Source organism: Flammeovirga pectinis (genome assembly GCF_003970675.1).
Classification (GTDB): Bacteria; Bacteroidota; Bacteroidia; order Cytophagales; family Flammeovirgaceae; genus Flammeovirga; species Flammeovirga pectinis.
On the sequence record NZ_CP034562.1, the window covers coordinates 244,838 to 271,361 of the forward strand.

Annotated in this window: 22 protein-coding genes and 1 tRNA gene; 19 read left to right on the forward strand and 4 right to left on the reverse strand. The window is 31.6% G+C overall.

The features are described from left to right. Window positions 1–54 precede the first annotated feature (54 nt). The 4 genes from truA to EI427_RS01005 form a co-directional block, all read right to left on the reverse strand. Window positions 55–816 carry a tRNA pseudouridine(38-40) synthase TruA gene (gene truA, locus EI427_RS00990; RefSeq protein ID WP_126610805.1) on the reverse strand — a complete coding sequence of 254 codons (762 nt, stop codon included), beginning with the start codon at window positions 814–816 and terminating at the stop codon, window positions 55–57. A gap of 84 nt (window positions 817–900) precedes the next feature. Continuing rightward, window positions 901–973: transfer RNA gene (locus tag EI427_RS00995), tRNA-Trp, on the reverse strand. A 156-nt stretch (window positions 974–1,129) separates the two neighbouring features. Further along, entirely contained in the window at window positions 1,130–2,776 is a 1,647-nt protein-coding gene (locus tag EI427_RS01000) for a dipeptidyl-peptidase 3 family protein (protein ID WP_126610806.1), read from the reverse strand. 82 nt (window positions 2,777–2,858) lie between these two features. Next, window positions 2,859–3,923, reverse strand: coding sequence for an endonuclease/exonuclease/phosphatase family protein (locus EI427_RS01005; RefSeq protein WP_126610807.1), 1,065 nt, complete (start codon window positions 3,921–3,923; stop codon window positions 2,859–2,861). 269 nt (window positions 3,924–4,192) lie between these two features. On the opposite strand from EI427_RS01005, the gene ccoS reads away from it, so the two are divergent. From ccoS to EI427_RS01100, 19 genes are all read left to right on the forward strand, one after another. Next, a complete protein-coding gene (ccoS, locus tag EI427_RS01010) occupies window positions 4,193–4,372 on the forward strand; it encodes a cbb3-type cytochrome oxidase assembly protein CcoS (protein WP_126610808.1) in 180 nt (59 codons plus the stop codon). After that, window positions 4,329–6,491, forward strand: a complete 2,163-nt coding sequence (ccoN, locus tag EI427_RS01015; RefSeq protein ID WP_126610809.1) for a cytochrome-c oxidase, cbb3-type subunit I — start codon at window positions 4,329–4,331, stop codon at window positions 6,489–6,491. The genes ccoS and ccoN overlap by 44 nt, the downstream gene beginning before the upstream one ends. A 55-nt stretch (window positions 6,492–6,546) precedes the next feature. After that, the gene (locus tag EI427_RS01020) at window positions 6,547–6,744 is read left to right on the forward strand and encodes a cbb3-type cytochrome c oxidase subunit 3 (protein WP_126610810.1); all 198 of its coding nucleotides are present in this window, start codon (window positions 6,547–6,549) and stop codon (window positions 6,742–6,744) included. Beyond that, a complete protein-coding gene (locus EI427_RS01025; RefSeq protein WP_126610811.1) occupies window positions 6,731–6,973 on the forward strand; it encodes a hypothetical protein in 243 nt (80 codons plus the stop codon). Before EI427_RS01020 ends, EI427_RS01025 begins: the two co-directional genes overlap by 14 nt. Before the next feature lie 38 nt (window positions 6,974–7,011). Further along, window positions 7,012–7,893, forward strand: coding sequence for a cbb3-type cytochrome c oxidase N-terminal domain-containing protein (locus tag EI427_RS01030; RefSeq protein WP_126610812.1), 882 nt, complete (start codon window positions 7,012–7,014; stop codon window positions 7,891–7,893). A 115-nt stretch (window positions 7,894–8,008) separates the two neighbouring features. Beyond that, window positions 8,009–9,631, forward strand: a complete 1,623-nt coding sequence (locus EI427_RS01035; protein ID WP_126610813.1) for a 4Fe-4S dicluster domain-containing protein — start codon at window positions 8,009–8,011, stop codon at window positions 9,629–9,631. Window positions 9,632–9,656: 25 nt separating this feature from the next. Then, window positions 9,657–10,097, forward strand: coding sequence for a FixH family protein (locus tag EI427_RS01040; RefSeq protein ID WP_126610814.1), 441 nt, complete (start codon window positions 9,657–9,659; stop codon window positions 10,095–10,097). Window positions 10,098–10,103: 6 nt separating this feature from the next. Then, on the forward strand, window positions 10,104–10,817 hold the full coding sequence (locus EI427_RS01045; protein WP_126610815.1) for a sulfite exporter TauE/SafE family protein: 714 nt from the start codon (window positions 10,104–10,106) through the stop codon (window positions 10,815–10,817). Between the two features lie 1,338 nt (window positions 10,818–12,155). Further along, on the forward strand, window positions 12,156–12,722 hold the full coding sequence (locus tag EI427_RS01050; RefSeq protein WP_126610816.1) for a fasciclin domain-containing protein: 567 nt from the start codon (window positions 12,156–12,158) through the stop codon (window positions 12,720–12,722). Window positions 12,723–12,775: 53 nt separating this feature from the next. Then, on the forward strand, window positions 12,776–13,222 hold the full coding sequence (locus EI427_RS01055) for a c-type cytochrome (protein ID WP_126610817.1): 447 nt from the start codon (window positions 12,776–12,778) through the stop codon (window positions 13,220–13,222). A gap of 1 nt (window position 13,223) precedes the next feature. Continuing rightward, the gene (nosZ, locus tag EI427_RS01060) at window positions 13,224–15,200 is read left to right on the forward strand and encodes a Sec-dependent nitrous-oxide reductase (protein WP_126610818.1); all 1,977 of its coding nucleotides are present in this window, start codon (window positions 13,224–13,226) and stop codon (window positions 15,198–15,200) included. A gap of 174 nt (window positions 15,201–15,374) precedes the next feature. After that, window positions 15,375–15,965: a hypothetical protein gene (locus tag EI427_RS01065; protein ID WP_205727887.1), complete on the forward strand. Its 591-nt coding sequence runs from the start codon at window positions 15,375–15,377 to the stop codon at window positions 15,963–15,965. 5 nt (window positions 15,966–15,970) lie between these two features. Beyond that, complete coding sequence (locus tag EI427_RS01070; protein WP_126610819.1) at window positions 15,971–16,411, forward strand: nitrous oxide reductase accessory protein NosL; 441 nt, start codon at window positions 15,971–15,973, stop codon at window positions 16,409–16,411. A gap of 138 nt (window positions 16,412–16,549) precedes the next feature. Then, the gene (gene nosD, locus EI427_RS01075) at window positions 16,550–17,794 is read left to right on the forward strand and encodes a nitrous oxide reductase family maturation protein NosD (RefSeq protein ID WP_126610820.1); all 1,245 of its coding nucleotides are present in this window, start codon (window positions 16,550–16,552) and stop codon (window positions 17,792–17,794) included. After that, window positions 17,781–18,488: an ABC transporter ATP-binding protein gene (locus EI427_RS01080; RefSeq protein ID WP_126610821.1), complete on the forward strand. Its 708-nt coding sequence runs from the start codon at window positions 17,781–17,783 to the stop codon at window positions 18,486–18,488. Before nosD ends, EI427_RS01080 begins: the two co-directional genes overlap by 14 nt. Continuing rightward, window positions 18,481–19,263, forward strand: coding sequence for an ABC transporter permease (locus tag EI427_RS01085; RefSeq protein ID WP_126610822.1), 783 nt, complete (start codon window positions 18,481–18,483; stop codon window positions 19,261–19,263). Before EI427_RS01080 ends, EI427_RS01085 begins: the two co-directional genes overlap by 8 nt. Before the next feature lie 66 nt (window positions 19,264–19,329). Then, on the forward strand, window positions 19,330–19,548 hold the full coding sequence (locus tag EI427_RS01090; RefSeq protein WP_126610823.1) for a cysteine-rich CWC family protein: 219 nt from the start codon (window positions 19,330–19,332) through the stop codon (window positions 19,546–19,548). Window positions 19,549–20,082: 534 nt separating this feature from the next. Continuing rightward, entirely contained in the window at window positions 20,083–23,217 is a 3,135-nt protein-coding gene (locus EI427_RS01095; RefSeq protein ID WP_126610824.1) for a M4 family metallopeptidase, read from the forward strand. Window positions 23,218–23,514: 297 nt separating this feature from the next. Next, window positions 23,515–26,523 (forward strand): CHAT domain-containing protein, encoded by a 3,009-nt coding sequence (locus tag EI427_RS01100; protein WP_126610825.1) that lies wholly within the window; start codon window positions 23,515–23,517, stop codon window positions 26,521–26,523. Window position 26,524 lies beyond the last annotated feature (1 nt).

Below are 26,524 nucleotides of genomic sequence, written 5' to 3' on the forward strand. Positions count from 1 at the left end.
AAATCAGATACGCATAAAAGAAGCATCCATTAGATACAGAATAATGGGTGCTCTTTATTCCTCAATTTTTTTGATGAAAAGATCGTCAGGATATAAAACCTCTGAAAGAAATAACCCTTTGCCCGGAGCAAGGTATTTAGCAGCACGTTGTCTGTCCATAGAACGTAATGTTTCTCGCATATAATCTAAAGACATTCTACCCATACCTACTTCCATCATATTGCCAACAATAATTCTAATCATTCCTCTTAGAAATCTATTTGCTTGAATATGGAAAGTGTAATGGACGCCCTCTTTTACCCAATAGCATTGCATAATATCACAGATGTGTGTTTTTACATCTTCACTTCTTTTAGAAAATGCTGTAAAATCATCAAACTCCATTATTATTTTAGCAGCTTCTTGAAGTTTGTTAATATCAGGTGTTCTGAAATAGCTCCATGCTGTATCTATTCTAAAAGGGTCTTTTTCTAACGTTATATCATATCGATAACTTCTTTTTGTAGCATCAAAGCGAGCGTGTGCTTCGTTTTGCATTAGCCAAAGGCTTTTAACTACAATATCGTGTTCTAAGAATGAATTGACTTTATGCAGTAAATTTTGCCCTTCAAGATCTCCATCATAATCAAACATAGCATACTGTTGTGCACAATGTACTCCAGTGTCTGTTCTTCCGCTTCCAATAGTATTAATTTCTGTTCTCAATATTTTTGATAACACAAAATCTAATCTGCCTTGAACAGTTTTAGCATTAGGTTGTACTTGCCATCCGTGGTAATTAGTACCTAAATAGGCAACTTCTGCAAAATATCTCATTCTATAAAAGTGAAATTGGAAGGTTTAAAAATGCAGTATAAACAAAAAAACCACAAATTCTATTAAAGAACTTGTGGTTTATAGCACGGGCGGTAGGATTCGAACCCACGACCTGCGGTTTTGGAGACCGTAACTCTACCAACTGAGCTACGCCCGTGTTTGTGTCCGTTTTCTTAAGACATTACAATATTACACTGTATGTGGATATAATGCAAATTCTTTCTATAAAAAATAGAACTCCTGTTTTTATGTCATTCATTATGAGATAGAAATATTGTAGAGGTACCTATAATTAGTACCTCTACAATTAAAATTATATACCTAAGGCTTTAATCCCTTGGTTGAATACTACATCTGTAGGGATGTTAGCATCATCAATTTTATCTAAATCTTTTTGAAGTTCTGGTGTAATTCTACCCATTTCTTTTACAAGGTTAGAGACTCCGTTGTAATCTCCATCTCCTTGAAGTTGTAAAATTTTACTAGAAAGAGCATTCATAGCTTCTTCCATTTTAGCATAATTCACTTTATATAACCCAGTTTTAGAATTGTATTCAAAAGCACCATATTGCTTAAAGAAGTTAAAACGGATCATATTAGCAACGCCATGAGCAGATGCTGCACCAAAACGTACTGATCTAAATATTCCAGCAAGAAAAGTAGTATAATATTCTTTCATATTACCGTCAAGTTCTCCTTTCTTATTTAGCTGAGAAACCATGTATAAGCCAAGAATATCTGCTTTACCTTCTTCTAACGCCGAAGCATGCTCTTTCAGTGCTTTTCTTACTGTACCTTTTCCGTTGATCGTTTCTTTTACTCCAAGGCCATGTGCTACTTCATGAAACATTGTGTTGGCAAAGAATGCATCGAAAGTAACAAAATTACGTTGAGAAGGGTCGATAAGAACATCAGAGATAGGTAATAGTATCTTATCAAATTTTGCTCTCATTGCATTTTTTAACTGCAGACGACGAGAACCTTTTTGCTCTTGTACTCTTTCGTCGTTTGGAAGATTGATTGCAATTGTTTTACTACCAGCATTACAATCACCAGCATAATAAACAACATCATAAGCATTTAACTGAGAATCTGTACCAGGCATCTCAGACTTATATTTTTTATTTACAGGTAATCCTTTTTGTAATTCTGGTAAAAATGAAGCGTACTTTTCTAACTTTTTAGACCATTTCATGTCTTTAATTAGAACATAGGCTTCAAAAGATGTTTTGTAACCAAATAACTTATCTTCATAATTTTCGATCGGGCCTACTACAAAATCAATTGGGTTTGATTTCATATCCATCCAAGCTAAATCTGAAGTGAAATAATCGTTAGATAATAGTGCTTTTGCTCTAAGATCTAAATACTTTTTCAAGCCAGGGTCTTTTGCTAAATGGGCAGCTTCTGAAAGTAAAGACGCGGCAGTTTCCAACTCATTTTTGTATTCTTTAGAGTAAGGAATAACTTTTAACTCACCTCTAGAATCTCTTCTTATAACTGTATATAAACTAGTTTTATCACTATTCTTTAATGCTTTAAACTCAGCTTTAGTCATATCTTGAGGGTAGAAATTTGCCCCAAGAGGCTTTTTAGCAATACCATCAATAAATGGCTTGTTATCTTGTAATCTATCCCAAGGGCCATAATTTATAGCCGCATATTCTTTAAGCTCTTTTGATGGAAGTGTCTCCATAAGTGAATTTTTATCACCATATGCCTGTTTCCAAAAAATGTTATCCATTATTTTAGCAACCTCAATCATATTTTTGATCATTTTCTTCTGATTAGAAGAAAGGTTACTAGTGTTAGCTGTTAAAGTAAAGTCTGTATATTCAACAAGACTGTTTACTTTTTTCTGAACAACTATTTCTTTTTTTTCTGTCTTTTTCTCGTGGCTACATCCTGTGAAAAATGCAGTTCCTAATGCTAAACCGACCAAAAGGGTTGATTTCTTCATGTTTATATTTCTAAGTTTAAATCAAATCTGTAAAAGAAAAAGATAAAAAATCCTTTCTTTACTCAAGACTACAAATAAATTTTTAATTTTTAAATGATAATCGTGCTGAAATTGGATAATGATCTGAGTACTTCTGTGAGTTATTTGTTTCAAAAGATTCAATTTTTAACCTATTATCATCAAAAAACAATTGATCTATTCGGAAGGGTAGTGCGGTTAAAGTAAATCCAAATCCATTTCCTTTAGCTTCAAACCCATTAGTAAGTAACTTTTGAAGTTGACTATACGCATATCCATAAGAAGATTCATTGAGATCTCCACAGACAACAACTGGAAAAGGACTTTTTTTAATCACCTCAGTTAATAAGTCAATTTGTTTACTTCTTAAAATCGCACCTTTATGTATTTTCTGAATACTAGCGATACTTTTATCTATAAATGTGTTTTTTGTTGGCTCACCATTATCAAGTATGATAGATTGTAAATGACAGTTGATAATGCGTATAGTATCTTGATGAGGTATTTTTAGATCAGCGATGAGTATTCCATTAGTAGTAGAGCCTCCAAGGTGTTTAAAATCTATCATTTCTGTATGTACCATTGGGAATTTAGAAAAAATAGCCAATCCAAAAGTAGCACCAATATGATTTGTAAGAAAAGGAGGAGCATATACTTGGTACCCTTGTTCCGTTCCTAGCTTTTTATTTATTGTAAATAGTCTATCTGGGTTTTCTTTCGTCATTAGAGTATCACAGTTATAATACTCTTGAAAGCAATAAATGTCTGTTTTGTCTTGTTTTATCCAGTTCATAAGCCTCTTAGATTCTAGATAATTATGATTCAGATAAGCATAAACATTAAAAACAGAGACATTATAACTCATTACACTGAATGATTTTTGTGTTTTTGATGTTATAGAATATTGAAGGGTAGCACTTAGAATAGAAATAACACCAGTTAAATAAATAAGTGCAATTATTAGGTAACCTTTTTGTTTGTTTTTGACTTCATAGATGAAACAACCCAAAAACAAAATGCCTAATAAGGGTGTTATTAATGAATAAAATATTGCTAGAGGCATCACTGCTTCAGAAAGTCTAGCAAATAGTGCGAATGATAAAATAACAACGCCAAAAAATCTAATCATAGGCAAATATAAAAAACTTCTTTAACCTGTTATTTATCACCTTTTTTTTGAAAATATCTCTCTAAATTTATTTGGTATTGCATAAAGCATATTACTACATGACGTAAGTCATGTTTACTGTGGTAAACCTTTCTTTGCTGTATCTTCATCGCATTTTGATTTATTGACAAAAGTCAATACAAAAAGATGACAACAGTCATGTAATGAGGTGGTGTATCACAATTATCTTTGTGCAATATTAATTGGAACTCTTTTATTTAAAATATCTTATGAGTGCAATCATTGTATTGATCGGAATCAGCCTTATTATAGCTTTGACATTCTTAGCCATTTTTATATGGTCTGTAAAATCAAATCAGTACGAAGATACTTACACTCCAAGCATCCGAATATTATTCGAAGAAGATGATCGACAACGAACAGCAGCACAAAGGGACGACAAGCGCTAACATAGAGCACTTTGCGTACGACAACGTGATTGTAAAGAATTTTGCAATCGCAACTATGTTTTGGGGCGTAGCCGGTATGGTCGTAGGACTACTAATAGCGCTACAATTAGCAAACCCTATTTTTAACCTTGGAGAAATTTCATGGTTAACATTTGGTAGACTTAGACCTCTTCATACAAATGCAGTGATTTTTGCATTTGTGGGTAATGGTATGTTTGCCGGAGTTTATTATTCACTACCACGTTTAGTGAAAGCTAGAATGTATAGCGACCTTTTAGGTAAAGTACATTTCTGGGGATGGCAATTAATCATTCTTGCAGCATTAATCACGTTACCTTTAGGTTTTACTCAAGGTAAAGAATATGCAGAACTAGAATGGCCAATTGACATTGCAATAGCAGTTATCTGGGTTGTTTTTGGTCTTAATATGATCATGACTCTAGTTAAGAGACGAGAACGTCACTTATATGTAGCTATTTGGTTCTACTTAGCAACATTTGTTACTGTAGCTGTTCTTCACATTGTAAACAGTTTATCATTACCATTATCATTATTTAATTCTTACTCTGTATTTGCAGGTGTTCAAGATGCATTAGTGCAATGGTGGTATGGTCACAATGCTGTAGCATTCTTCTTAACTACTCCTTATTTAGGTTTAATGTATTACTTCGTGCCTAAAGCGGCAAATAGACCAGTTTATTCTTATAGGCTATCTATTATTCACTTTTGGTCGTTGATATTTATATATATCTGGGCAGGTCCTCACCACTTATTATATACAGCTCTTCCAGATTGGGCTCAATCATTAGGTACAGTTTTCTCTGTAATGTTGATTGCTCCTTCATGGGGTGGTATGTTGAATGGTCTATTGACACTTCGTGGTGCTTGGGATAAAGTTCGTACAGAGCCAATCTTAAAATTTATGGTTGTAGCACTTACTGCTTATGGTATGGCTACTTTTGAAGGTCCAATGTTATCTTTCAAAAACGTAAATGCAATAACGCACTACACTGACTGGACAATTGCTCACGTTCACGTAGGTGCTTTAGGATGGAATGGTTTCTTAACGTTTGGTGTATTGTATTGGTTATTCCCAAAAATTTACCGTACAAAATTACACTCTTTAAAGCTAGCAAACGTTCACTTCTGGTTAGGTACTTTAGGTATTGTATTCTATGTAGTTCCAATGTATTGGGCTGGTTTAGTACAATCATTAATGTGGAAAGAATTTACTCCTGAAGGATTCTTAAAATACCCTAACTTCTTAGAAACAGTAACGCAAATTGTTCCAATGTATGCATTAAGAGCATTTGGTGGTTTACTTTACTTAGTAGGTGCATTAATAGCAGCATATAACTATTATAAGACGGCTATTTCTGGGAATTTATTAAGAGATGAAGAAGCAAGTGCACCTCCATTACAAGGTACTCATAAAGTAAAAAGATGGCATGAATGGATTGAGGCTCGCCCTATCCAAATGACGATCTTATCTACAATTGCAATTTCTATCGGTGGTTTAGTTGAATTCTTACCTACATATCTTGTAGAAGAAAATACACCAACTATCTCAACGGTAAAACCATATACGCCATTAGAATTAAAAGGACGTGATATTTATATCCGTGAAGGATGTTACTTATGTCACTCTCAAATGATTCGTCCTTTCCGTTCTGAAACAGAAAGATACGGTCCTTATTCTAAATCAGGTGAGTTTGTTTATGACCATCCATTCCAATGGGGTTCTAAACGTACAGGTCCAGATTTAGCTAGAGTTGGTGGTAAATATCCAGATTCATGGCATTATAATCATATGCTTGATCCAGGTTCAATGTCTCCAGGTTCTATCATGCCTTCGTACCCATGGTTATTAGAAGATGATATTTCTGTGGATGATGTACCAGCTCAAATCTCATTAATGAGAAACTTGGGTGTACCATACGAAGAAGGATATGAAGATAAAGCAGTTTCTGACCTTGATAAACAAGGAAAAGAGATTACTGAAAGTCTAATTAACGACGGAGCAGATACTGCACCTCGTAAAGAAATTGTAGCCTTAATTGCTTACTTACAACGCTTAGGTGTTGATGCTGGTAAGGCGAACGACGTTCCATTAAAATAAAGAATGCACTCTCTTGGTAGTAATTACTGAGAGAGGCTTTTATAAAATACATATTATGTATAAAGATGTACTTAGATCTATAGAAGGGGTTGATATTTTTCCAGTAATTGGATTTATTATTTTCTTTACTTTCTTTTTAACATGGAGCTTATATGCTTTTAAAATGAAAAAGGAGACTGTTACAGAAATATCAAGTTTACCATTAGATCTAGAAGAAGAGACAGAAAATAACAGCACAAATGAATTTAAGTAAACTTTCTAAACCACTATTGTCTTTCGTCTTGACAATCGGTGCAATCTTATTGAATGCAACATCATCATTTGCAGAGTCTTCATTACAAGATTCATTAAACTTGATGAGTGCTAGTGAGTGGGCAGTAACATTGTTAGGTTTCGCCATCATTGTTTTTTTCTTAATCTTCCTAGTATTAGCATTGGTCTTTTATACTGTAGTAGTAACAAAAAAACACTCGAATCAATAATAGTTTAATCTATTTTGACTCTCAAATTGAACAGAATCATGAAATCTGCAAGTAGAAAAATAATGGCGCTTCTGGCAATGTTCCTAACAGGACATTCGGCATTTGCGCAAACCGATCAGTTGATTTATGGTGTAGACAACTTCGATGTACTTGTCTATGTATTGATATTTATATTAGCCTTACTGTTTGTTGGTATAATGGTAGTGGCTTTAGGCCTTCTTTTTATTGTAAAAGAAAGTTTACAATCTGCACCTAAAACGCAAGAAGATTTAGCTTTCGAGAAAGAAGGAACTTCTGGAGGATGGCAATTCTTCTGGCAAAAAATGCAAGGTGCTAAGCCAATTGCATTAGAAGCTGAAATAATCATGGACCATGATTATGATGGAATTAGAGAATTAGATAACGATCTTCCGCCATGGTGGAAAGCATTATTTTATGGCTGTATTGTAGTTGCTTTTGGTTACTTAGGTGTTTACCACTGGTGGCAAGATTCTGATGCAGAACCTGTATCAATTGCAGAATACCATAGCGATGTTAAAGCTGCACAAGTTGCAAAAGAAGAATACTTAGCAACAATGGCAAATTCTATTGATGAATCTAATGTTACTGTTTTAACAGAACAAAGTGGCATAGATGAAGGTCAGAAAATATTTATAGCAAATTGTAAAGCTTGTCATGGTGGTGCTGGTGAAGGTGGTGTAGGTCCAAATCTTACAGACGAATACTGGTTACACGGTGGCGATGTAGCAAGCATTTTCAAAACAATTAAGTATGGTGTACCTGCAAAAGGTATGTTAGCTTGGGAGTCGAAAATGACGCCATTACAAATGCAACAATTATCTAGCTTTATTGTAAGTCTTCAAGGAACAAACCCTCCAAATGGGAAAGCTCCTCAAGGTGATAAAGTAGCTGCAAAATAATTGATAATTCGTTCTTATTAAAAGGGGTAATCTTGAAAAGGTTACCCTTTTTTCCTAAATTACATATTGACATATCATCATATATCAATAACGATCTTTACTGAGATCTACAAAAATGAAAAAAGACCTAAGTTCACAAAACCCAGACTCATTTAGAGATACTATTTCTACAGTTGATGCTCAAGGTAAAAGAGTATGGTTGTATCCTAAAAAACCTAGTGGTAGGCATTACAATGCTCGTAAATGGGTAGCCTATATTTTAATTGCATTTTTCTTTGCAGGGCCTTTTATAAAAATTGCAGGACAGCCTATGTTCATGCTTAATGTTTTAGAAAGGAAATTTGTGATTTTAGGGAGGCTTTTCGTACCTCAAGACTTCTTTGTTTTTGTATTGGTAATGATTGCTATAATAATATTTATAGTACTCTTTACTGTTGTTTTTGGTAGAGTATGGTGTGGCTGGACCTGTCCTCAGACGGTATTTATGGAAATGGTTTTCCGTAGAATTGAATATTGGATTGAGGGAGATGCCAATCAGAAAAGAAAATTAGATAATGCTCCATGGACTCGGGAGAAAATTCTCAAGAAAGGGGCTAAGCATACCATATTTATAGTTTTCTCCTTAGCTATTGCCAATATGGTGATTGGCTATATTGTTGGAGGAGATGAATTGGTAACAATGATGACACATAGACCCGCAGATAATTGGCCTGTGTTTTTAGCACATATTGGCTTTGCGGCAATATTCTATTATGTGTTTGCTAAATTTAGAGAACAAGCTTGTACGCAAGTATGTCCTTATGGTCGTTTACAAGGTGTATTTTTAGATAAAGATTCAATAGTAATTTCTTACGACCATGTAAGAGGTGAGCCAAGAGGTAAATTAAAGAAAACAAGAAAAACTGCTCAAGGTGGTTGTGGTGGTTGCGGAAGTAGTAACGCTGCAGCAAGTGTTAAACCAATAGTTGGAAAACCTAAAAAACCAGCTTCATCATTACCTGAAATCAAAAAACCTGAAATTAAAGAAGTTACTCCTCCTACGCCAAAAGAAGAGCCAAAAGAGGAAGTAAGAAAAATGACTTTACAGGATATTGATAAAAATATCTCAGAAGAAAAACCTCTAGGAGATTGTATTGATTGTAAACTATGTGTTCATGTTTGCCCTACAGGTATTGATATTAGAAACGGTACACAGTTAGAATGTGTAAACTGTACAGCATGTATTGATGCTTGTGATGAAGTAATGGATAAAATTGAGAAGCCAAGAGGGTTAATTAGGTTTGCTTCTGCCAATGATATCGAAAAAGGACAACCATTTAAGTTTACATCAAGAATAAAAGCATATACAGCTGTATTACTAGTAATGGTTGTAGGGATTGTGTTTGCTTTGGTTAAAAGAGGAGATATCGAAGCAACTGTTTTAAGAGCTCCAGGTATGCTATATCAAAAAGCAGAGAATGGAGATATCAGAAACCTTTATACCTTACAGGTAGTTAATAAAAGTAGTGTTGATTACAACGATGTTAAAGTAATTTTGGTAGAACCAGAAGGCAAAATAACAACAGCAGGAGGAGACATGAAATTAGAGGTAGGAGGGCATTTAGATGGTGTTTTCTTTATTGATATTAATCCAAAAGACCTTGATGGCATGAAAAATAAAATCACTATTAAATTAATGAATGGTGATAAAGAATTGGATGAAATAACAACCAATTTTATGGGACCTATTAAGAAATAATAGAAGAGATTTAAATAATAATAAAATGAAAATTAATTGGGGTTGGGCTGTAGTTATAACCTTTTGCATATTCGGAGTCACGATGATTTCATTGGTTGTCAAAATGTTTCAAGTACCAGTAAATATGGTATCTAAGGAATATTATTCTGAAGAGCAACTATATGAAGTGAAGTTGAAACAAAAGCAGAATGTAAAAGAGCTTTCAGCATTACCAGTATTGGCATTAAATAAAGAAGATGGAATGGTAGATGTAATTCTCCCTCCTGAATTAAATAAAGTAGAAGGTTCAATTCGTTTTTTCAGACCTTCTGATTCACGTTTAGATTTTAATGTGAAATTAGCATTGAGTAACGAAAATGAACAAAAAATAGATGTTTCTAGAATAGTAAGGGGTAGATGGATTTTACAACTTTCCTTTGCAGAAGGTGACAAGAAATACTTCTATGAAAAACCTCTTGTGATTTAGATCAAAATGAATGAATTATATATCACTGCCCTCGGATTAGGTTTCGCGGGCAGTTTTCATTGTTTAGGAATGTGCGGCCCTATAGCATTAGCTATTCAAGGAGGTAGTACTTCTGGTCCAAGATTAGTATTTGATCGTCTATCTTATAATCTAGGTAGAGCATTTACATATAGTTTATTAGGTGCTTTTGCAGGTTTAATTGGGCAAGGATTATCTTGGATGGTAGGGTATCAAGTTTACCTAACACTCTTTTTAGCCGTAATGATGGTTTGTTTTGGTATTTTTTCTGTTAATCCAGATAGATTATTAAAACTTGTTCCCTTTTTAGGAGAGTGGTTTCAGTTTGTCCGTAAACAACTAGGAAAACACATGCGACAAGCCAAATGGCATACCTTTTTTAGTATTGGTATCTTGAATGGTTTTCTTCCTTGCGGCTTAGTTTATATGGCCATGATGACTGCTTTATCTACTGGTGATGTTTTTGAAGGCATGGGCTTTATGTTTGCATTTGGGTTAGGAACTATACCTATGATGTTTGCAGTAGCAGTAGCAGGTCAGTTTATTGAAACTAAAGTGAGAAACAATGTTAGGAAAATTTATCCTGTGCTGTTTTTACTAATGGGTGGGTTACTTTTTATGAGAGCATACAAAATCCATGAATCTTCTAAAGCTTTAGAAGGTAAAGATCCAACAGAGCAAGTAGAAATGAAATGTCATTAAACTATCAAAAAGATTCTTTTTAAAAAAATAGAGTACTTTAATGTATAGCTTCTACCTATACCTTAAAAAATATATAAATTGTGTTTTGTTAATTAATACCATTGCTGATATTTTCCTTTTATTTGTTAATAACCAGTATGATATGTGAATATCATGTTAATGTTATGCGTTTAAATTACGTTTATTAAAAGAGGTGATGGTCGTCACCTGTAATCTCTTGTTAGATCAGTATTTTCACATATATTATTTAATGTAGTATAGATTTTTCTTAGAAGGGATTTTCTAAACCAGAATCTATCAATTTATTATAACTGAGCTTTCGCTCTTTTAAAATTTCATTTCTTTGACAGAAAGTAGATCTTTATTATTCTATGAAAAGACTTGATGTATTTGAACTATATAGAGATTATTTAATCGCAGAAGGTCACCAAGCCAAAGCCACTGGGCTTTCAGCTTCTACAGGAAATATAATGAAGCATGATTATATCAGTGATATGCTTGTAGATCCCAATTTAGATAGCCGAATATTATGAAAACCTGTTAAACTATTCCTTAGAAAAATAGAAAGAGATAATTCTGTTATTTCTATTGATGATACGATTTCTGAAAAACTTCATAATTCAATAAACACTATTATAAACTATCATATTGACCATACTAAAGGTAAATCTATTATTAAAGTATAAATATCTTAAATTTTCTTTTAACCATTTCATTAGAAGATGAAACGACAGTGTATGATCCTGTTTTTTTGAAGTAATTGTGAAGGATTAAAAATTTACAAATAAAGAAGATAAAATAATATACCAAAGACAAAAATGAACTTGTTATTAACAAGTTACCTAACCTTTTATATCATAATTGCTTGAAGTCTATATAAAGGGATTAGATTTCCCTATAAGGTTTGTCAAGCAAATCCTAAAAATAAAGAGTATTCTACAGATGTACTATATCTGGTGGCTAATGACGGCGAAGCAGATTAAAACCAATTTACTTAAATAGAATACGCTTTTGAGCAAATCTCCAACGAAAATGGCGATCACAAAAAGAACCATTTTTTTGTTTATATGTTAGTATACATAGAATTGTAAAGATTAAAAATATTGAAATCATTTTGACCTTTTGGTAAAATTGAGATTAACAATGCTAAACACTGATTTATAGGAATTAAACTATCTAAAACAGCTTAAGTTAGTATCTACATAATTATACTATTCACTATTCATGAATTTTTAGTTCAACGAAAGATCAGTTATTAAAATGAATAAAATAAAAGTAGACTAAGATTAATTTTATTCAGACGTCAGCTTTTTAATTCCAAACAATAAAGTTTTTTTTATGGATTATTTAAGACGGAACTTTTTATTTTTTTCCTTCGTAGGAATGTTTTTTTCATGTGGTAATATATCATCTGATTCTAACCAAAATGAAGTAGTAAAAGAACAAGTTCAAGCTAAAGGGCAATCATCTGTAGTTGATGAAGTTTCAGATCCTAACATCTTACAAGTTGCATTAGGTTCAAAAGATCACACAACATTAGTAGTGGCTGTTCAAGCAGCAGGTATTGAAGATGTTTTAGTAAATGCTGGACCAATTACAGTTTTTGCACCTGTTAATGCAGCTTTTGCAGCCTTACCAGATGGTACAGTAGAAAGTTTAATTTTACCTAAAAATAAAGGGAAATTAACTGAGGTTTTAACGCATCATGCTGCTCCAGGTACTTATAATAAGAAGCAATTAAAGAAAAATGCTAAGAAAGGTAGGAAAATTTATACTGCTAATAACGACTATTTAGATGTTGAAGTGAAAGATGAAGAAATTTATATTGGTGGAGCAAAAGTACTTGGTGAAGTAGCAACTTCTAATGGGTATATTATTGTTATTGATAAAGTACTATTACCATAGATTTTTTTCTTCAAAAGGCGAAAAATATTTATTTATAAAAACTAAAATCTAACATGAAATATTTGCTATTGAGTGTGTCATTTCTATTCTTATTCTCCTGCTCAGGAGGTGGAAATGAAACAAAAAAAAGGAAGATAATTCCTGTTAAAAAGGTAGCAGAAGCTACTACTCCAACTTCTGTAAAAGTAGAACTTGTTACATCTATTGATCTAGGTGAAATAGATACAAAATTAGCTGCAGAAGGTAAAGAATCATATAAAAGAAATTGTACCTCATGTCATAAATTAGGAAAGAAATTAATTGGTCCTGCTTTAAAAGGAGTTACTGAAAGGAGAAAGCCAGAATGGATTATAAATATGATCATGCATCCTGATTATATGACAACCCATGACCCAATTGCTAAAAAATTATTGGAAGAGTATGTTGCTCCTATGGCAAATCAAAGTATTTCTAAGTCTGAAGCTCGCTCAATATTAGAATTTTTAAGAACTAATAAGTAATATGAAAATATTTCACAAACTCCTCGCACTTATTTCTTGTTTATTTCTTGTAATTGGTTGTGGAAATCAAGGACAAAATAACAAAGGAGCCTTAGATCAGTCTATGGCGGAAAAAGCTTATGTTCCTCCAGGGCAACATGATGAATTTTATGGTTTTATCTCAGGTGGATTTAGTGGGCAGTTATCTGTTTATGGTATCCCTTCTGGTAGATTGTTTAGAGTAATTCCTGTATTCTCTCAAGATCCTGAAAAAGGATATGGATATAACGAAGAAACTAAGCCGATGTTAAATACATCTCATGGTTTTGTTCCTTGGGGTGATGCTCACCATCCAGATATTTCTCAAACAAATGGAGAATTAGATGGAAGGTGGGTTTTTATTAATGAAAATAACACTCCTAGGGTTGCACGTATTAGTTTAGAAACTTTTGAGACAGAAGAAATTCTTGAAATCCCTAACTCTGCAGGTAATCACAGTTCAGCTTTTGTTACAGAAAATACTGAATATGTAGTTTGTGGTACCCGTTTTGGTGTACCAGTTCCTCAAAGAGATATGCCTATTAAAGAATACAAAGGTAACTTTAAAGGATATGTATCTTTTGTGAAAGTAGATCAAAAAACAGGTGAAATGAATATTGCTTTCCAAATTAGCATGCCTGGTTTTAACTGGGATTTACCTCACCCAGGTAGAGGTAAATCACATGGTTGGATGTTCGTTTCATCTTACAACACTGAAGAAGCTCATTCATTATTAGAAGTAAATGCTTCTCAAAATGATAAAGATTTTATTGCAGCAATTAACTGGAAAAAAATTGAAGAGTATGTAGCTAAAGGTGCAGGTAAAATGCAAAAAGCTAAATATGCTCATAACGTATGGAATGATAAGAAGCACCTTGCTACCTCAGAAATTAAAGACGAAGTTCTAGTTGTAGATCCAAGAGATATTCCAGGGGCTCTTTATTTCCTTCCTACACCAAAGTCTCCTCATGGTTGTGATGTAGACCCAACGGGTGAGTACATTGTGGGTAATGGTAAATTATCAGCTTCATTAACTGTTCATTCATATACTAAAATGTTGGATGCAATTGAGAATGAAAAGTTTGATGGAGAAGCGTATGATATTCCAATTTTAAACTTTGAAGCTGTAAACTATGGTGTATTAGAAAAGCCAGGTTTAGGACCATTACATACTGAATTTGATACAAGAGGTAATGCTTATACAACATTCTTTATTTCTTCTGAAGTTGTGAAATGGAATATTAAAAATCTACAAGTTATTGATAGAAAGTCTGTATACTACTCTGTAGGTCACTTAATGATCCCAGGTGGTAACTCTAGAAAACCATTTGACAAATATTTAGTAGCAATGAATAAAATCACTAAAGACCGTTATTTACCAACAGGTCCTGAAGTGTGCCAATCTGCTCAATTATTTGATATCAGTGGAGATAAAATGGAAATGTTTTTAGACTTCCCTACAATTGGAGAACCTCACTATGCTGCAGGTTGCCCAGCTGATTTATTGACTAAGAAGTCTCAAAAAATCTTCCAATTAGAAGAAAATGAACATCCATATGTAGTGAAAAGCCAAGCCGAATCTAAAGTAATTCGTGAAGGAAAAGAAGTGCATATTTATATGTCGATGATTAGATCTCACTTCTCTCCAGATAATATTGAAGGAGTAAAAGTTGGTGATAAAGTGTTCTTCCATGTAACCAACTTGGAACAAGACTATGATGTACCTCATGGTATTGCAATGATTGGTGCTAATACTTCTGAATTGTTGATTATGCCTGGTAGAACAGAAACATTTATCTGGGAACCAAAACAAGTAGGTGTATGGCCGTTCTATTGTACAGATTTCTGTTCAGCATTACATCAAGAAATGCAAGGGTATATTAGAGTTTCACCTGAAAATTCTAAATTACCAATTTCATATACTTTAGATGATGAAGACCCAGCGTCTGAAGAATTATAAATATTTAAATCTTTTTAATTATAGACTCTGAATAGGTAGTCAAATTTTTAAAAAGGAATATTAATAAATAGCGACTAACCACTTATCATAAAAGTACTGTATTACACAAACTCTTATTTTTTTAAAAAGTTGTAATGCAGTATTTTTTAAATAAAAAGTAAATTACTATATGTTATGAAACATAGATTATTGATGTTAATTGGCTCCTTATTATTGATAGGAGTGTTTTTATTTCCAATTTGGAATATTGCATTAGAAGCCCCTCAATACCCAGTACCATTGGGAATGAATATATATTTAACGGAATTCAAAGGAGCAAATGATGAATTTGACATTAAAAATATAAACTTGATGAATCATTATGTGGGTATGAAACAAATTCCTGATACAATTCCTGAATTTGAATACTTTCCTTATGTTTTAGGAGGAGTGATTATCCTTGGATTATTGTTTTCATTTTTAGGAAAACCGAAGCTTTATTTATTTTGGTTTGTTTTACTATCCGTTTTAGGTGTTCTCGCAATGTATGATTTCTATTTGTGGGAGCATGATTACGGGTTTGATTTAGATCCAAAAGCTATTTTGTCATTTAAAAATGATGATGGATCCCTAATGGGTTTTCAACCTCCTTTAATAGGATCAAAAGTAATTTTAAACTTTGTGGCACATTCATACCCTAGAGCAGGATCAGCTTTTCTATTTGTAGGAATGATGCTTTCTGTAATAGCATTTTGGGTTGGAAATAAAGAAGCTAAAACAAGATAAATTAAATGAGATATATATATACTTTTTGCTTAACCTTAATGTTATTGTCGTGTACAGTAGAACCAAAAGAGATAGTTTATGGTAAAGACCATTGTAGTTATTGTGATATGACTGTAGTAGATAAATCACATGCTGCACAAGTAGTTTCAAAGAAAGGAAGAGCATATATTTTTGATAGTGTTGAGTGTTTAGTTAATAAAATAAAGATAGAAAATAATGAAAATATATTCCAATATATTCTTGTAGCAGATTACAATCATCCTTCAGTTTTGGTTGACGTACATACAAGTGTATTTTTAATCACAAAAAACATAAAAAGCCCTATGGGAGCTTTTTTATCAGCATTTGAAAATCAAAAAGAAGGACAGTTGGCTCAAAAAAAATTTGGAGGTGATTTGTATAGTTGGAATGAACTTAAGAAGCACTTCTCAAATCTAAATAAATAAAATAGTATTTATAGAAAAGCTAAATACTTATTTATAATTACTCAATCAAAATAGAATAATTCTGTATGGGTACTTATAAAATTATGCTTAAGTACTTAGGAGCTAAATCATATATGTATTCAAGATTTAATAAAGAATATGAAGATATATATAGTAGTAACATTATTTTTTTTAATTAATTTTTCTTCATTTTCAAAAACTATAAATGTTTGTGAAACTTGTGAAATAAATGAAATATCGAAAGCTATTGAATTAGCAAATGAAGGTGATAGTATTGTTGTCCGAAGTGGTATTTATAAAGAATCAGGATTAATAATAACCAAAACAATTCACCTAATTGGAGAAGATAATCCGGTAATTGATGGTGAGTTTAAAAATTATATATTAATTTTTTCAGCCGTATCAAACTTTTCTATATCTGGTTTTACATTACGAAATGTAGGGAAGAGTTATATAAAAGATTATGCAGCAATTTTAGTTCAAAAAGGAAAAAATTTCACAATAAGAAATAACACTTTTGAAAATGTTTTTTTTGGCTTATTGATTGAAAAATCTATGTATGGATTGATTAGTAAGAATACACTTTCAGGAGATGCAAAAATTGAAGCCAACTCCGGAAATGGAATCCATTTATGGCATTGCAAGAAAATGAGAATAGAAGGAAATACGATCTTCAAATTAAGAGATGGTATCTATCTTGAATTTGTTTCAGATTCCTTTATTTATGATAATGTAAGTAGAAATAATATTCGTTATGGATTACATTTTATGTTCTCAGATAATAATGAATATCACCATAATGAATTTAAAAATAACGATGCCGGTGTTGCCGTAATGTTTTCTAAATATATAAAAATGCATCATAATACCTTTCATTATAATTGGGGAGCATCTTCATATGGTCTTCTGCTAAAAGAAATTTATGATGCAGAAATTGATCATAATTATTTTGAACAAAATACTACAGGAATAAACATTGATGGATGTACAAGAATTAATTATCAAAATAACCATTTTGTAAGAAACGGTTGGGCTGTAAAATTTACAGGAGGGTGTTATAAAAATATTTTCACTTATAATAATTTTATTTCTAATTCATTTAATCTGTCTTATAACAGTAAATTAAATGATAATCGATTTGAAGCAAATTATTGGAGCGACTATACAGGCTATGATTTAGATAAGGATGGAATTGGTGACATTCCCTACCACCCTGTTAATTTATTTTCTTATATAGTTAATAAGACACCTGAATCTTTGATTCTTCTGAGAAGCTTATTTATTGATATTGTGAACTTTTCTGAAAAAGTATCACCAGTATTTACACTGGAAAACTTACAGGATCAAAAACCAATAATGAAAAAAATTAATGATAGATATTAAAAATCTTAGTAAGAAATTTGGGGAGATAGAAGTTCTTAAAGATTTAAACCTTGAGATAACAAAAGGAGGAGTATTTGCAATCTTGGGTCCTAATGGCTCCGGTAAGACTACTTTAATAAAAAGCTTTCTAGGAATGATTATTCCTGATAAGGGAACCATTGATTATAATGGAAAAAGTGTTCTTGGTGAGTGGGAATATAGAACTAATATTAGTTACCTACCTCAAATAGCAAATTTTCCAAATAATCTTACCGTTTCGGAATTAATTAATATGGTAAAGAACCTCAGAAATAAAGATACAAATGAAGATGAATTAATAGACCTCTTTAAAATAGAGAAATTTAAAAATAAAAAATTAGGTGTACTATCAGGTGGAACAAAACAGAAGGTTAATCTTGTGTTATCGTTTATGGTAGATACTGATATTATTATTTTAGATGAGCCAACAACAGGACTAGACCCTGTAAGTGTTATTTCTTTAAAAGAGTTAATTGAAAAAGAAAAGAATAAAGGAAAAACTATTTTAATAACATCACACATTATTAATTTTGTTGAAGAGGTTTCTGATGATATTATTTTCTTATTAGATGGTAAAATTTATTTCAAAGGGAGTATTGCCTTGTTAAAAGAACAAACCAATAATACTAACCTTGAAATGGCTATCGCTAATTTAATTTTAAAACAATATGATTAAGATATTAAAATATTCCATCTTTGATTTAACTCGTAGCCGTTGGACTTATATTTACTTTGTTTTTTACTTGGCTTTAAGTTCTGTTTTATTGTTTCTAAATAATGATATAGGCAAAGCTATCATTACATTAATGAACGTGATTATTGTTTTAACACCTTTAATTGCAACTATTTTTGGGACAATGTATTATTATAACTCAAAAGAATTTACAGAGCTTTTGTTGGCACATCCAATTAAAAGAAGTAAAATCTTTTTAGGGCAATATTTAGGTATTTCATTATCTTTATCAATAAGTTTAGTACTAGGATTAGGTATTTCATTTTTATTGTATGGGTTATTGAAATCTTCAGTAATCTTTGATTTTACCTTGTTGCTGTTAGTAGGTACTTGTTTAAATTTTATCTTTGTAGCCTTAGCTTATAACATTACGTTATCTATTGACAATAAAATTAAGGGGTTTGGCTTTTCGATATTAATGTGGCTCTTTTTAGCTGTAATTTATGATGGAGCATTTTTAATTTCCATCTTATATTTTAATGAATACCCACTTGATAAGTTTTCTTTAATAGCAACTATGTTTAACCCCATTGATTTATCTAGGATTCTTATTTTACTTAAATTAGATATCTCAGCATTATTAGGTTATACAGGTGCTATATTTCAACAGTTTTTTGGTACAAATTTAGGTATGTTTACTTCATTTTTAATTCTATTAATGTGGATTATTTTACCTGTCGGATTTATTCTTAAAAAATCGAATAATAAAGATTTTTAATCCTTTTAAAGAACTCTGTAGAAGTATGCTTTTTTGTGAAAATAATTACTTAAAATCGATTTTTATATGCCTGAACACGAAATAAAGAATTGCCAAAGATGTGGTAAAACATTTGAATGTAAGGTTGGTAATGTAACGCATTGCCAATGCTATGAAGTGAAAATGACATACGAAGAGACACAAAAAATGCGTCAAGAATTTGACGATTGTTTATGTGCAGCTTGTATGTTGGATTTGCAAATCAAGTATAGAAAGGAAGAAATGGAGAAAAAACAAGGTATTTAGAGTACGTAATTAGGCAATAAATAAGGCGTGTATTTCATTTATATTAGTTTTGTATCAATTTAAAGGTAAAAATAGTACTGTTTTTATTGGTAATTGATAAACCAAAGATACATAAACAAGACTTTTTAGTCGAGAACTTAAGGAAACACTAGTTTGATAAAATCAGACGAGTGTTTTTTTTTGTTTTTTTTGAAAATGAAATTCTTGTATAATCTCTAGTTTTTTGATAGACCTTATAGGTGTAGTTGATTTAATTTAAAGTGTTAAATTTTTTAAGAAAAACATACTCTAAAGCCTTATTTGTTTAAACGTACTTAGTCTAATTTATTTTGAGTGCATAATGTTGGGATTATAGTATTTTAAACAGATTTAAATATATTAACAGTAGGGTGTTCATTTTCAGTTAGTTGCAATTGTGAAATTAACTTCAATATATTTGTACAACGCTATAATTAAATGATCATTTCAATTACTAACTACGTAAATAAGCTCATACAACGAGCATAAACACCAATTCAATAATTTAACTAAATAATGAAAGTACTATTGTCAATAGTGGTTCTGTCTGGAATCCTATCATTGAGTGTACACGCTCAAGAAATAATCCGATTTAATAAATCCAACGCTCGAAATCAATCAATAACTGTTCAATCTGCTGAAGGTATTCTGAGGCAACAACTGAATCTAACTAATCCGACGAGTTTTAAGCAAATTGAAACAAAAACCGACAATTTAGGGATTAGTCACCGTAGATTTCAAGAGTATTATCAAGATGTAAAAGTAGAATATGGAGGTTATACCTTAAATTTTAAGGAAAAAGACCCTCTTTCTATTGTTCATCATGTACAACCACTTGCTCTTAAATCTGTAAAAGCCAACTTAAGCGAAGAAGAAGCATTATCTATTGCGCTTAAAAATGTAGGAGCTTCTAAGTATATGTGGCAAAGAGCTGATCAAGAGCAGATTGCTTTGAAAATGAGCGATGGTAAATCATCAACATTTTATCCTTCTGGAGAACTTGTTATTGTCCCTAATTTTGAATCTAAAGATAGAAAGACATTAATGAAACCTGTGTTGGCTTATAAGTTTGATATCTATGCCGAAGAACCATTAAGTAGAGCATACATTTTTATAGATGCTATTAGTGGAGAAGTTGTTCATATAAATCAAATAATAAAACACGCTGAAGCTGAAGGAACATTTGATACCCGTTATTCTAACAATAGAACATCAAAAACAGATGCTTACAATGGCAGTTATCGTTTACGTGATTTCACTAGAGGTAATGGTATCGAAACGTATGATATGAATACGGGTACAAATTATAACGGAGCTGTAGATTTTGTTGATAGTGATAATAATTGGACTTCTGCAGAATGGGATAATACCGAAAAAGACAATGCAGCTTTAGATGCACATTGGGGAGCCCAAATGACGTATGATTATTTCAGTACATCTTTTAATAGAGATAGCTGGGATGGTAATGGTGCAGCTATTAAAAGTTATGTGCATTACGATAAAGCTTATGATAATGCTTTTTGGAATGGTTCTGTAATGACGTATGGAGATGGAAGCGGTACTTATTTTGATGCTCTAACATCTTTAGACGTTGCTGCTCATGAAATTGGCCATGCAATCTGTGAGAGAACTGCTGGTTTGGTTTATGAAAGAGAATCTGGTGCTTTAAATGAGGGGTTCTCTGATATATGGGGTGCCTGTGTAGAAGAATTTGCAGCTCCAGAAAAAGACGAATGGTTAATTGGTGAGGATATTGAACGCCGAACAAATAACCAAGCATTACGTTCTATGCGAAACCCAAAATCTGAAGGCCAGCCAGATACTTATGGAGGAACTAATTGGCAAAATCCAAATTGTGGAACACCAACTAGAAGTAACGATTATTGTGGTGTACATACCAATAGTGGTGTTTTAAACCATTGGTTTTACATCTTGGTAGAAGGTAAATCAGGTACAAACGATATTGGTAGTACGTATTCTGTAAATGGTATAGGAATAGATAAAGCAGGTGCAATTGCTTACAGAACAGAAGCAGTTTATTTATCCGCAACATCAACTTTTGCAAACGCCCGTACTTTCTCAATTCAATCTGCCATAGATTTATATGGAGAGGGTTCTAATGAGGTTATTCAAACTACAAATGCATGGTATGCAGTAGGTGTTGGAGAAGAATATGGAGAAACATCTGCGTATTGTGCTTCTAAAGGAAACGATGCTTCTTATGAATGGATTGCAAGTGTTACTGTTGGTGATATGTTGAATACAACAGGATCTAATGGAGGATATACTAATTTTTCTTCTTCAAAATCTGTAACAATGGCATCAGGTACACCTTATGATGTATCGTTAGCACCTGGTTTTACAAGTACATCTTATGATGAATATTGGAAAATTTGGATTGATTTAAATGCAGATGGAGATTTTGAAGATGCCAACGAACTAGTTTTTGATGCAGGAAGTTTGACTAAAACTACAGTAACAGGAACGGTGACAATTCCAATAGGGACAGTTGCAACAACTACAAGAATGAGAGTTTCTATGAAATACGAAGGTGCACAAACAGTTTGTGAAGCATTTAGTTATGGGGAAGTAGAAGATTATGAAGTAATTATAACAACGGATACACCAGAAGTTTGTGATACCCCAACAACTCTTATGACAAGTACTATTACAGTAAATAGTGCAGATATTTCTTGGGATGCGATCTCTGCAGCCGATAATTATGAAATTCAATTAAAAGAAACAGGAGGAACATGGTCAACATATACAGCGTCAACAAATTCAGCATCATTTACTGATCTATCAGCAAATACTTCTTATGAAGTAAGAGTTGCTACTAACTGTACATCAGGTACATCAGATTATACTACTGCAATTACTTTTACAACTTTAGAAGAAGTAGTTACGCCTGTAAATTATTGTAGTTCAGAAGGAAGTAACGATTCTTATTTCTGGATTGATGATGTAAGAGTAGGAGGTTTATCAAATACTTCTGCTAAAGATGGAGGGTATGGAGATTATACAACTCTAAATGCGGGTACAATTACTAGAGGAGCATCAGAAACAATATCATTTAGTGCAGGGTATAGAAACACACGTTATACCGTATATTGGTCTATTTGGATAGATTACAATCAGGATGGAGATTTTAATGATACGAATGAATTATTTGTACAAGGTTCGTCAAGTAATCAAAACTTATTAACATCGTCTCAAGTAATACCATCTGTAGCAGTATTGGGAACAACGAGAATGAGAGTAGCAATGAAATACGGTGCTGCATCTACCCCTTGTGAAAGCTTTACTTATGGTGAAGTTGAAGATTATTTGGTTACAATTACTGCAGGAAGTAGTATAAATCAGGTGGCAAGTCTTTCAGTAGAAAGAGGAGAGTCTTTAGAAAATAATTTACAAATAAAAGAAGTATCTCTGTATCCTAATCCTTCCAATACTATTGTAAATGTAAACGCTGCAATGTTTAATGGAAATGGAACTATTGATATTTATGGTATTAATGGTAATAAAGTTCTCTCAATGCCTGTTGAAAGTCAGAAAACTACAATTCCAGTTTATTTACTTAAAAAAGGAATGTACTTAATGAAAATAAGCAACGAGTTAGAAGCTCAAACAAAGAAGTTTATTGTAAAATAAATTTTTGGTTAGTAATTGAAAATTATAGCTTTAGGCTACCTCTTTATGAGGTAGCCTATTTTTTTTCGGTTCTAATATTCTATAAATACATCTATCAAAAATATGTATCAATTATTAGGTTATTTTTATCTAGAAATAGTATAAGCAATAAACTTTTGTATTGAATTTAATTGTATAGTTTGTTGTGGGTATATGTTTAATTAAATTCTTAATATCATATGCTATTCTACTACTAGAATCTTTTTAAATACTATAATTGTTTATTAATTTTGATCTAAAATCAAAAGCTAACAAACAATGAAGACCAAATTATTACTATTACTTTTATTAATAACTACTTCTCTTTATGCTCAACAAAAAATATATACATCTCAGGATTTGAGAGATGCGTTGACAGCTATTCAAAATGAAAGAGAGGCTATAAATGATCTACATGTTGCGCTAATAAGGCAAAATGAGAAAGATTGTAAAGAACAATTGGCTAAAGAGGTATTTAAAGATTTTGATCAAAAAAGTTTTTTCATAAAGAGTGCTACTTTTCAAAAATTGAGTTACGATTATACTAAAAAAGATAAAAATAAATATGCTGCAGTCATTCAGGCAAAATGGGATTACCTTGAAGAAGTAAAACTGTTTCTTTTTCATTATGAAATGGATGAAAAAGAGAGCTTTGAGGAATTGGAAGAATTACTTGAGATTATAGAAAGTTATATAGCAATAAATACTCAAAAATATCCACTTTCGACTGATCATCTTCAGAAGCTAGCGGATGATTTTTTTTATAAAACTCCCTATATTAATAGACTGAATACTTTGTATGATAATGCAAATGAACAGGATAAAGAAAAATATTTTTTTTTTAATAGAGATGTTCAGCGTCTATGGAGTATCTCAAAAAGTGAGTCTTTAAATTTTGACAAAATTATTAGTGAAAATTTAGCTAAAGGACCCTTAGATTATAGCACAGTAATGTTACTCTCAGGTAAAATGTTTAAAACAAATCAATATTATTTGGCAACAAAAATAGTGAATGAAGCAGTAAACAAAATTGAGGCAACTAATGATACAGCTACTTATTTTTATCAAATATTTTTAATGTATTTAGAAAGCTTATATCTTTTACAACATAATTATGAAAAGGTACTGGAAATACAATTGAAGCAACAAAAATTAGGTTTTAAAATTAATGAATCTATGTTGATTTCATCATATCTTAAATTAAAAGAATATGAAAAAGCATTAGTACTTTGCAATCAATTTTTAGAAAATAATACTATAAAAAATCCTTTTTATAGTGCTATTTCAAATACTAAGATAGAAACGTTACATGCATTAAAAAGAAATAATGAGGCTTATATTACTAGTATAGAATTAATTCGGAAGGATAAAGAAAAGGTTTATTCAAGGAGTTACTTTACTTTATCAGAAATTTGTAAAGAACGAGAGGACTATTCTAAAGCAGAAAAATATATACTTAAGGCTTATACTCAATCTAAAAAAGAGATAGTAGATTTACCAGAAATGGAAGAAGATACAAATATTACTTTTTCAACATTTTACCTTAGATTTTATAAGTTTTATTTCTACATGAAATATGTAGAAATTCTGATACAAGAAAAAAAGTTTGATAATATAGATGTTGCAGTTGTAAGCGAAGAGTATAACTATTTTGATTACCTAATTAAAAATATTATGCTGAATCCTTCTAAACTTGACAAACAACAGATAATTAAATTATCAGAAGAATGTGGCGATATTATTTATTTGATGGCAGAAAAAATGCCATCACCAGAAACATTAGAACTGGCTTATAATTATACATTACTGTCTAAAGAAATAGGTTTATCTTCTGTAATAGCTATCAGAAAATATGCTGCTAATAGTAAAAATAAAGAGTATAAGAATTTGTTTGAACATTGGATGCAAGTGAGAAAACAGATCCTCTTCCATAATAAGAATATGGATATAGATAGTTTAAAGGATATTAGTTTCGGTTTGCATAAAGAATTAGCAATAAAAACTAGAAAAGAAGTTTTTTCTAAAATTGAAGAAAATGATATTAACTGGAAGAATGTAGATAAAGCTTTAAAAGATAAAGAAGTTGCTATAGAATATGTTTATTACGCACCAAATAATTATGCTGCGTTAGTGGTTACTAAAGGTATAGAAACACCACAGTTTGTTCCTTTATGTAAAGAAGATGAATTAAAACAGTTAATAGAACCGGATGTAAGACAATCTGAAAAAGAAATTAATGATATTATTTATAATCAGAATTCTGAAAAAATAGCTCAACTAATAATAACTCCACTACTACCTTATCTTAATGATGTAAAAACAATTTACTATTCTCCTACAGGTATTTTACATGGCCTAGCATTCGATGCATTGAAAGTGAATATAGCAGAATCGCCTCAAAGATTTGGTAAAGAATTTAAATTACGTAGAGTTAGTAAAACCTCTCAAATAGCCAATAAAACAAGCTTTTCGAAAAGAAAAGCGACAATATTCGGAGGTATGAATTACGATGATCAAGCAATTGATCTTACTAATGGAATAGATGATGAACGTGGTTTAAAAATAAAAACTAAAAAGGCGACAAATTCAACTACTAGTAAAAATGAGCAACCACAATTGGTAGGAGGTACTTTTAATTACTTGAATGGAACTTTAAAAGAAGTGGATTTAATTAATGAAGAATTAACTTATTCATCTGTAGAGGTTGATCTATTTACGGGAACTTCAGCAACAGAAGATCAATTTATTGAGTACTGTAAAACACCAACGCCAATATTACATATTGCTTCTCATGCCTACTTTTCTCCATATATTGAAAAAGACAATATTAAAGAGGGATCTTTTAAAGGTGCTGAAATGATTTATTCTGATCCTGACCCAATGAATAGAGCTGGGATTGTTTTTTCTGGAGCAAATTATTTTTGGGAGACAGGAGAAAGTTATAACGGTAAGAATGATGGAATTTTAATGGCGAGTGAATTGTCTAATTATGATTTACGTGATACTAAATTGGCAATAATTTCAGCATGTCAATCTGGGGTTGGTCAAAGTACGAGGAGTGAGGGTGTATATGGATTTCAAAGAGCCTTTAAATTAGCGGGTATTGAGCATCAAATTATTAGTTTATGGACTGTTGATGATGCTGCTACTCAAAAATTCATGACTTTATTCTATAAAAATTTTATTGAATTAGAAGATATTGATGCTGCTGTAAATAAAGCAAAAGATGCATTACAGCAAGAGTACAATCACCCTTATTATTGGGCGGCTTTTGTACATGTGCAATAGC

Bases quoted from the DNA above. Each gene is read 5' to 3' on its own strand.
- EI427_RS01035 (WP_126610813.1), top strand. From the start codon at position 8,009: ATGAAAAAAGACCTAAGTTCACAAAACCCAGACTCATTTAGAGATACT.
- EI427_RS01030 (WP_126610812.1), top strand. From the start codon at position 7,012: ATGAAATCTGCAAGTAGAAAAATAATGGCGCTTCTGGCAATGTTCCTA.
- EI427_RS01040 (WP_126610814.1), top strand. From the start codon at position 9,657: ATGAAAATTAATTGGGGTTGGGCTGTAGTTATAACCTTTTGCATATTC.
- EI427_RS01085 (WP_126610822.1), top strand. From the start codon at position 18,481: ATGATTAAGATATTAAAATATTCCATCTTTGATTTAACTCGTAGCCGT.
- ccoS (WP_126610808.1), top strand. From the start codon at position 4,193: ATGAGTGCAATCATTGTATTGATCGGAATCAGCCTTATTATAGCTTTG.
- nosZ (WP_126610818.1), top strand. From the start codon at position 13,224: ATGAAAATATTTCACAAACTCCTCGCACTTATTTCTTGTTTATTTCTT.
- EI427_RS01000 (WP_126610806.1), bottom strand. From the start codon at position 2,776: ATGAAGAAATCAACCCTTTTGGTCGGTTTAGCATTAGGAACTGCATTT.
- EI427_RS01025 (WP_126610811.1), top strand. From the start codon at position 6,731: ATGAATTTAAGTAAACTTTCTAAACCACTATTGTCTTTCGTCTTGACA.
- EI427_RS01100 (WP_126610825.1), top strand. From the start codon at position 23,515: ATGAAGACCAAATTATTACTATTACTTTTATTAATAACTACTTCTCTT.
- EI427_RS01095 (WP_126610824.1), top strand. From the start codon at position 20,083: ATGAAAGTACTATTGTCAATAGTGGTTCTGTCTGGAATCCTATCATTG.
- EI427_RS01055 (WP_126610817.1), top strand. From the start codon at position 12,776: ATGAAATATTTGCTATTGAGTGTGTCATTTCTATTCTTATTCTCCTGC.
- EI427_RS01045 (WP_126610815.1), top strand. From the start codon at position 10,104: ATGAATGAATTATATATCACTGCCCTCGGATTAGGTTTCGCGGGCAGT.
- EI427_RS01005 (WP_126610807.1), bottom strand. From the start codon at position 3,923: ATGATTAGATTTTTTGGCGTTGTTATTTTATCATTCGCACTATTTGCT.
- ccoN (WP_126610809.1), top strand. From the start codon at position 4,329: ATGATCGACAACGAACAGCAGCACAAAGGGACGACAAGCGCTAACATA.
- EI427_RS01090 (WP_126610823.1), top strand. From the start codon at position 19,330: ATGCCTGAACACGAAATAAAGAATTGCCAAAGATGTGGTAAAACATTT.
- EI427_RS01080 (WP_126610821.1), top strand. From the start codon at position 17,781: ATGATAGATATTAAAAATCTTAGTAAGAAATTTGGGGAGATAGAAGTT.
- EI427_RS01050 (WP_126610816.1), top strand. From the start codon at position 12,156: ATGGATTATTTAAGACGGAACTTTTTATTTTTTTCCTTCGTAGGAATG.
- EI427_RS01065 (WP_205727887.1), top strand. From the start codon at position 15,375: ATGAAACATAGATTATTGATGTTAATTGGCTCCTTATTATTGATAGGA.
- EI427_RS01070 (WP_126610819.1), top strand. From the start codon at position 15,971: ATGAGATATATATATACTTTTTGCTTAACCTTAATGTTATTGTCGTGT.
- nosD (WP_126610820.1), top strand. From the start codon at position 16,550: ATGAAGATATATATAGTAGTAACATTATTTTTTTTAATTAATTTTTCT.
- EI427_RS01020 (WP_126610810.1), top strand. From the start codon at position 6,547: ATGTATAAAGATGTACTTAGATCTATAGAAGGGGTTGATATTTTTCCA.
- truA (WP_126610805.1), bottom strand. From the start codon at position 816: ATGAGATATTTTGCAGAAGTTGCCTATTTAGGTACTAATTACCACGGA.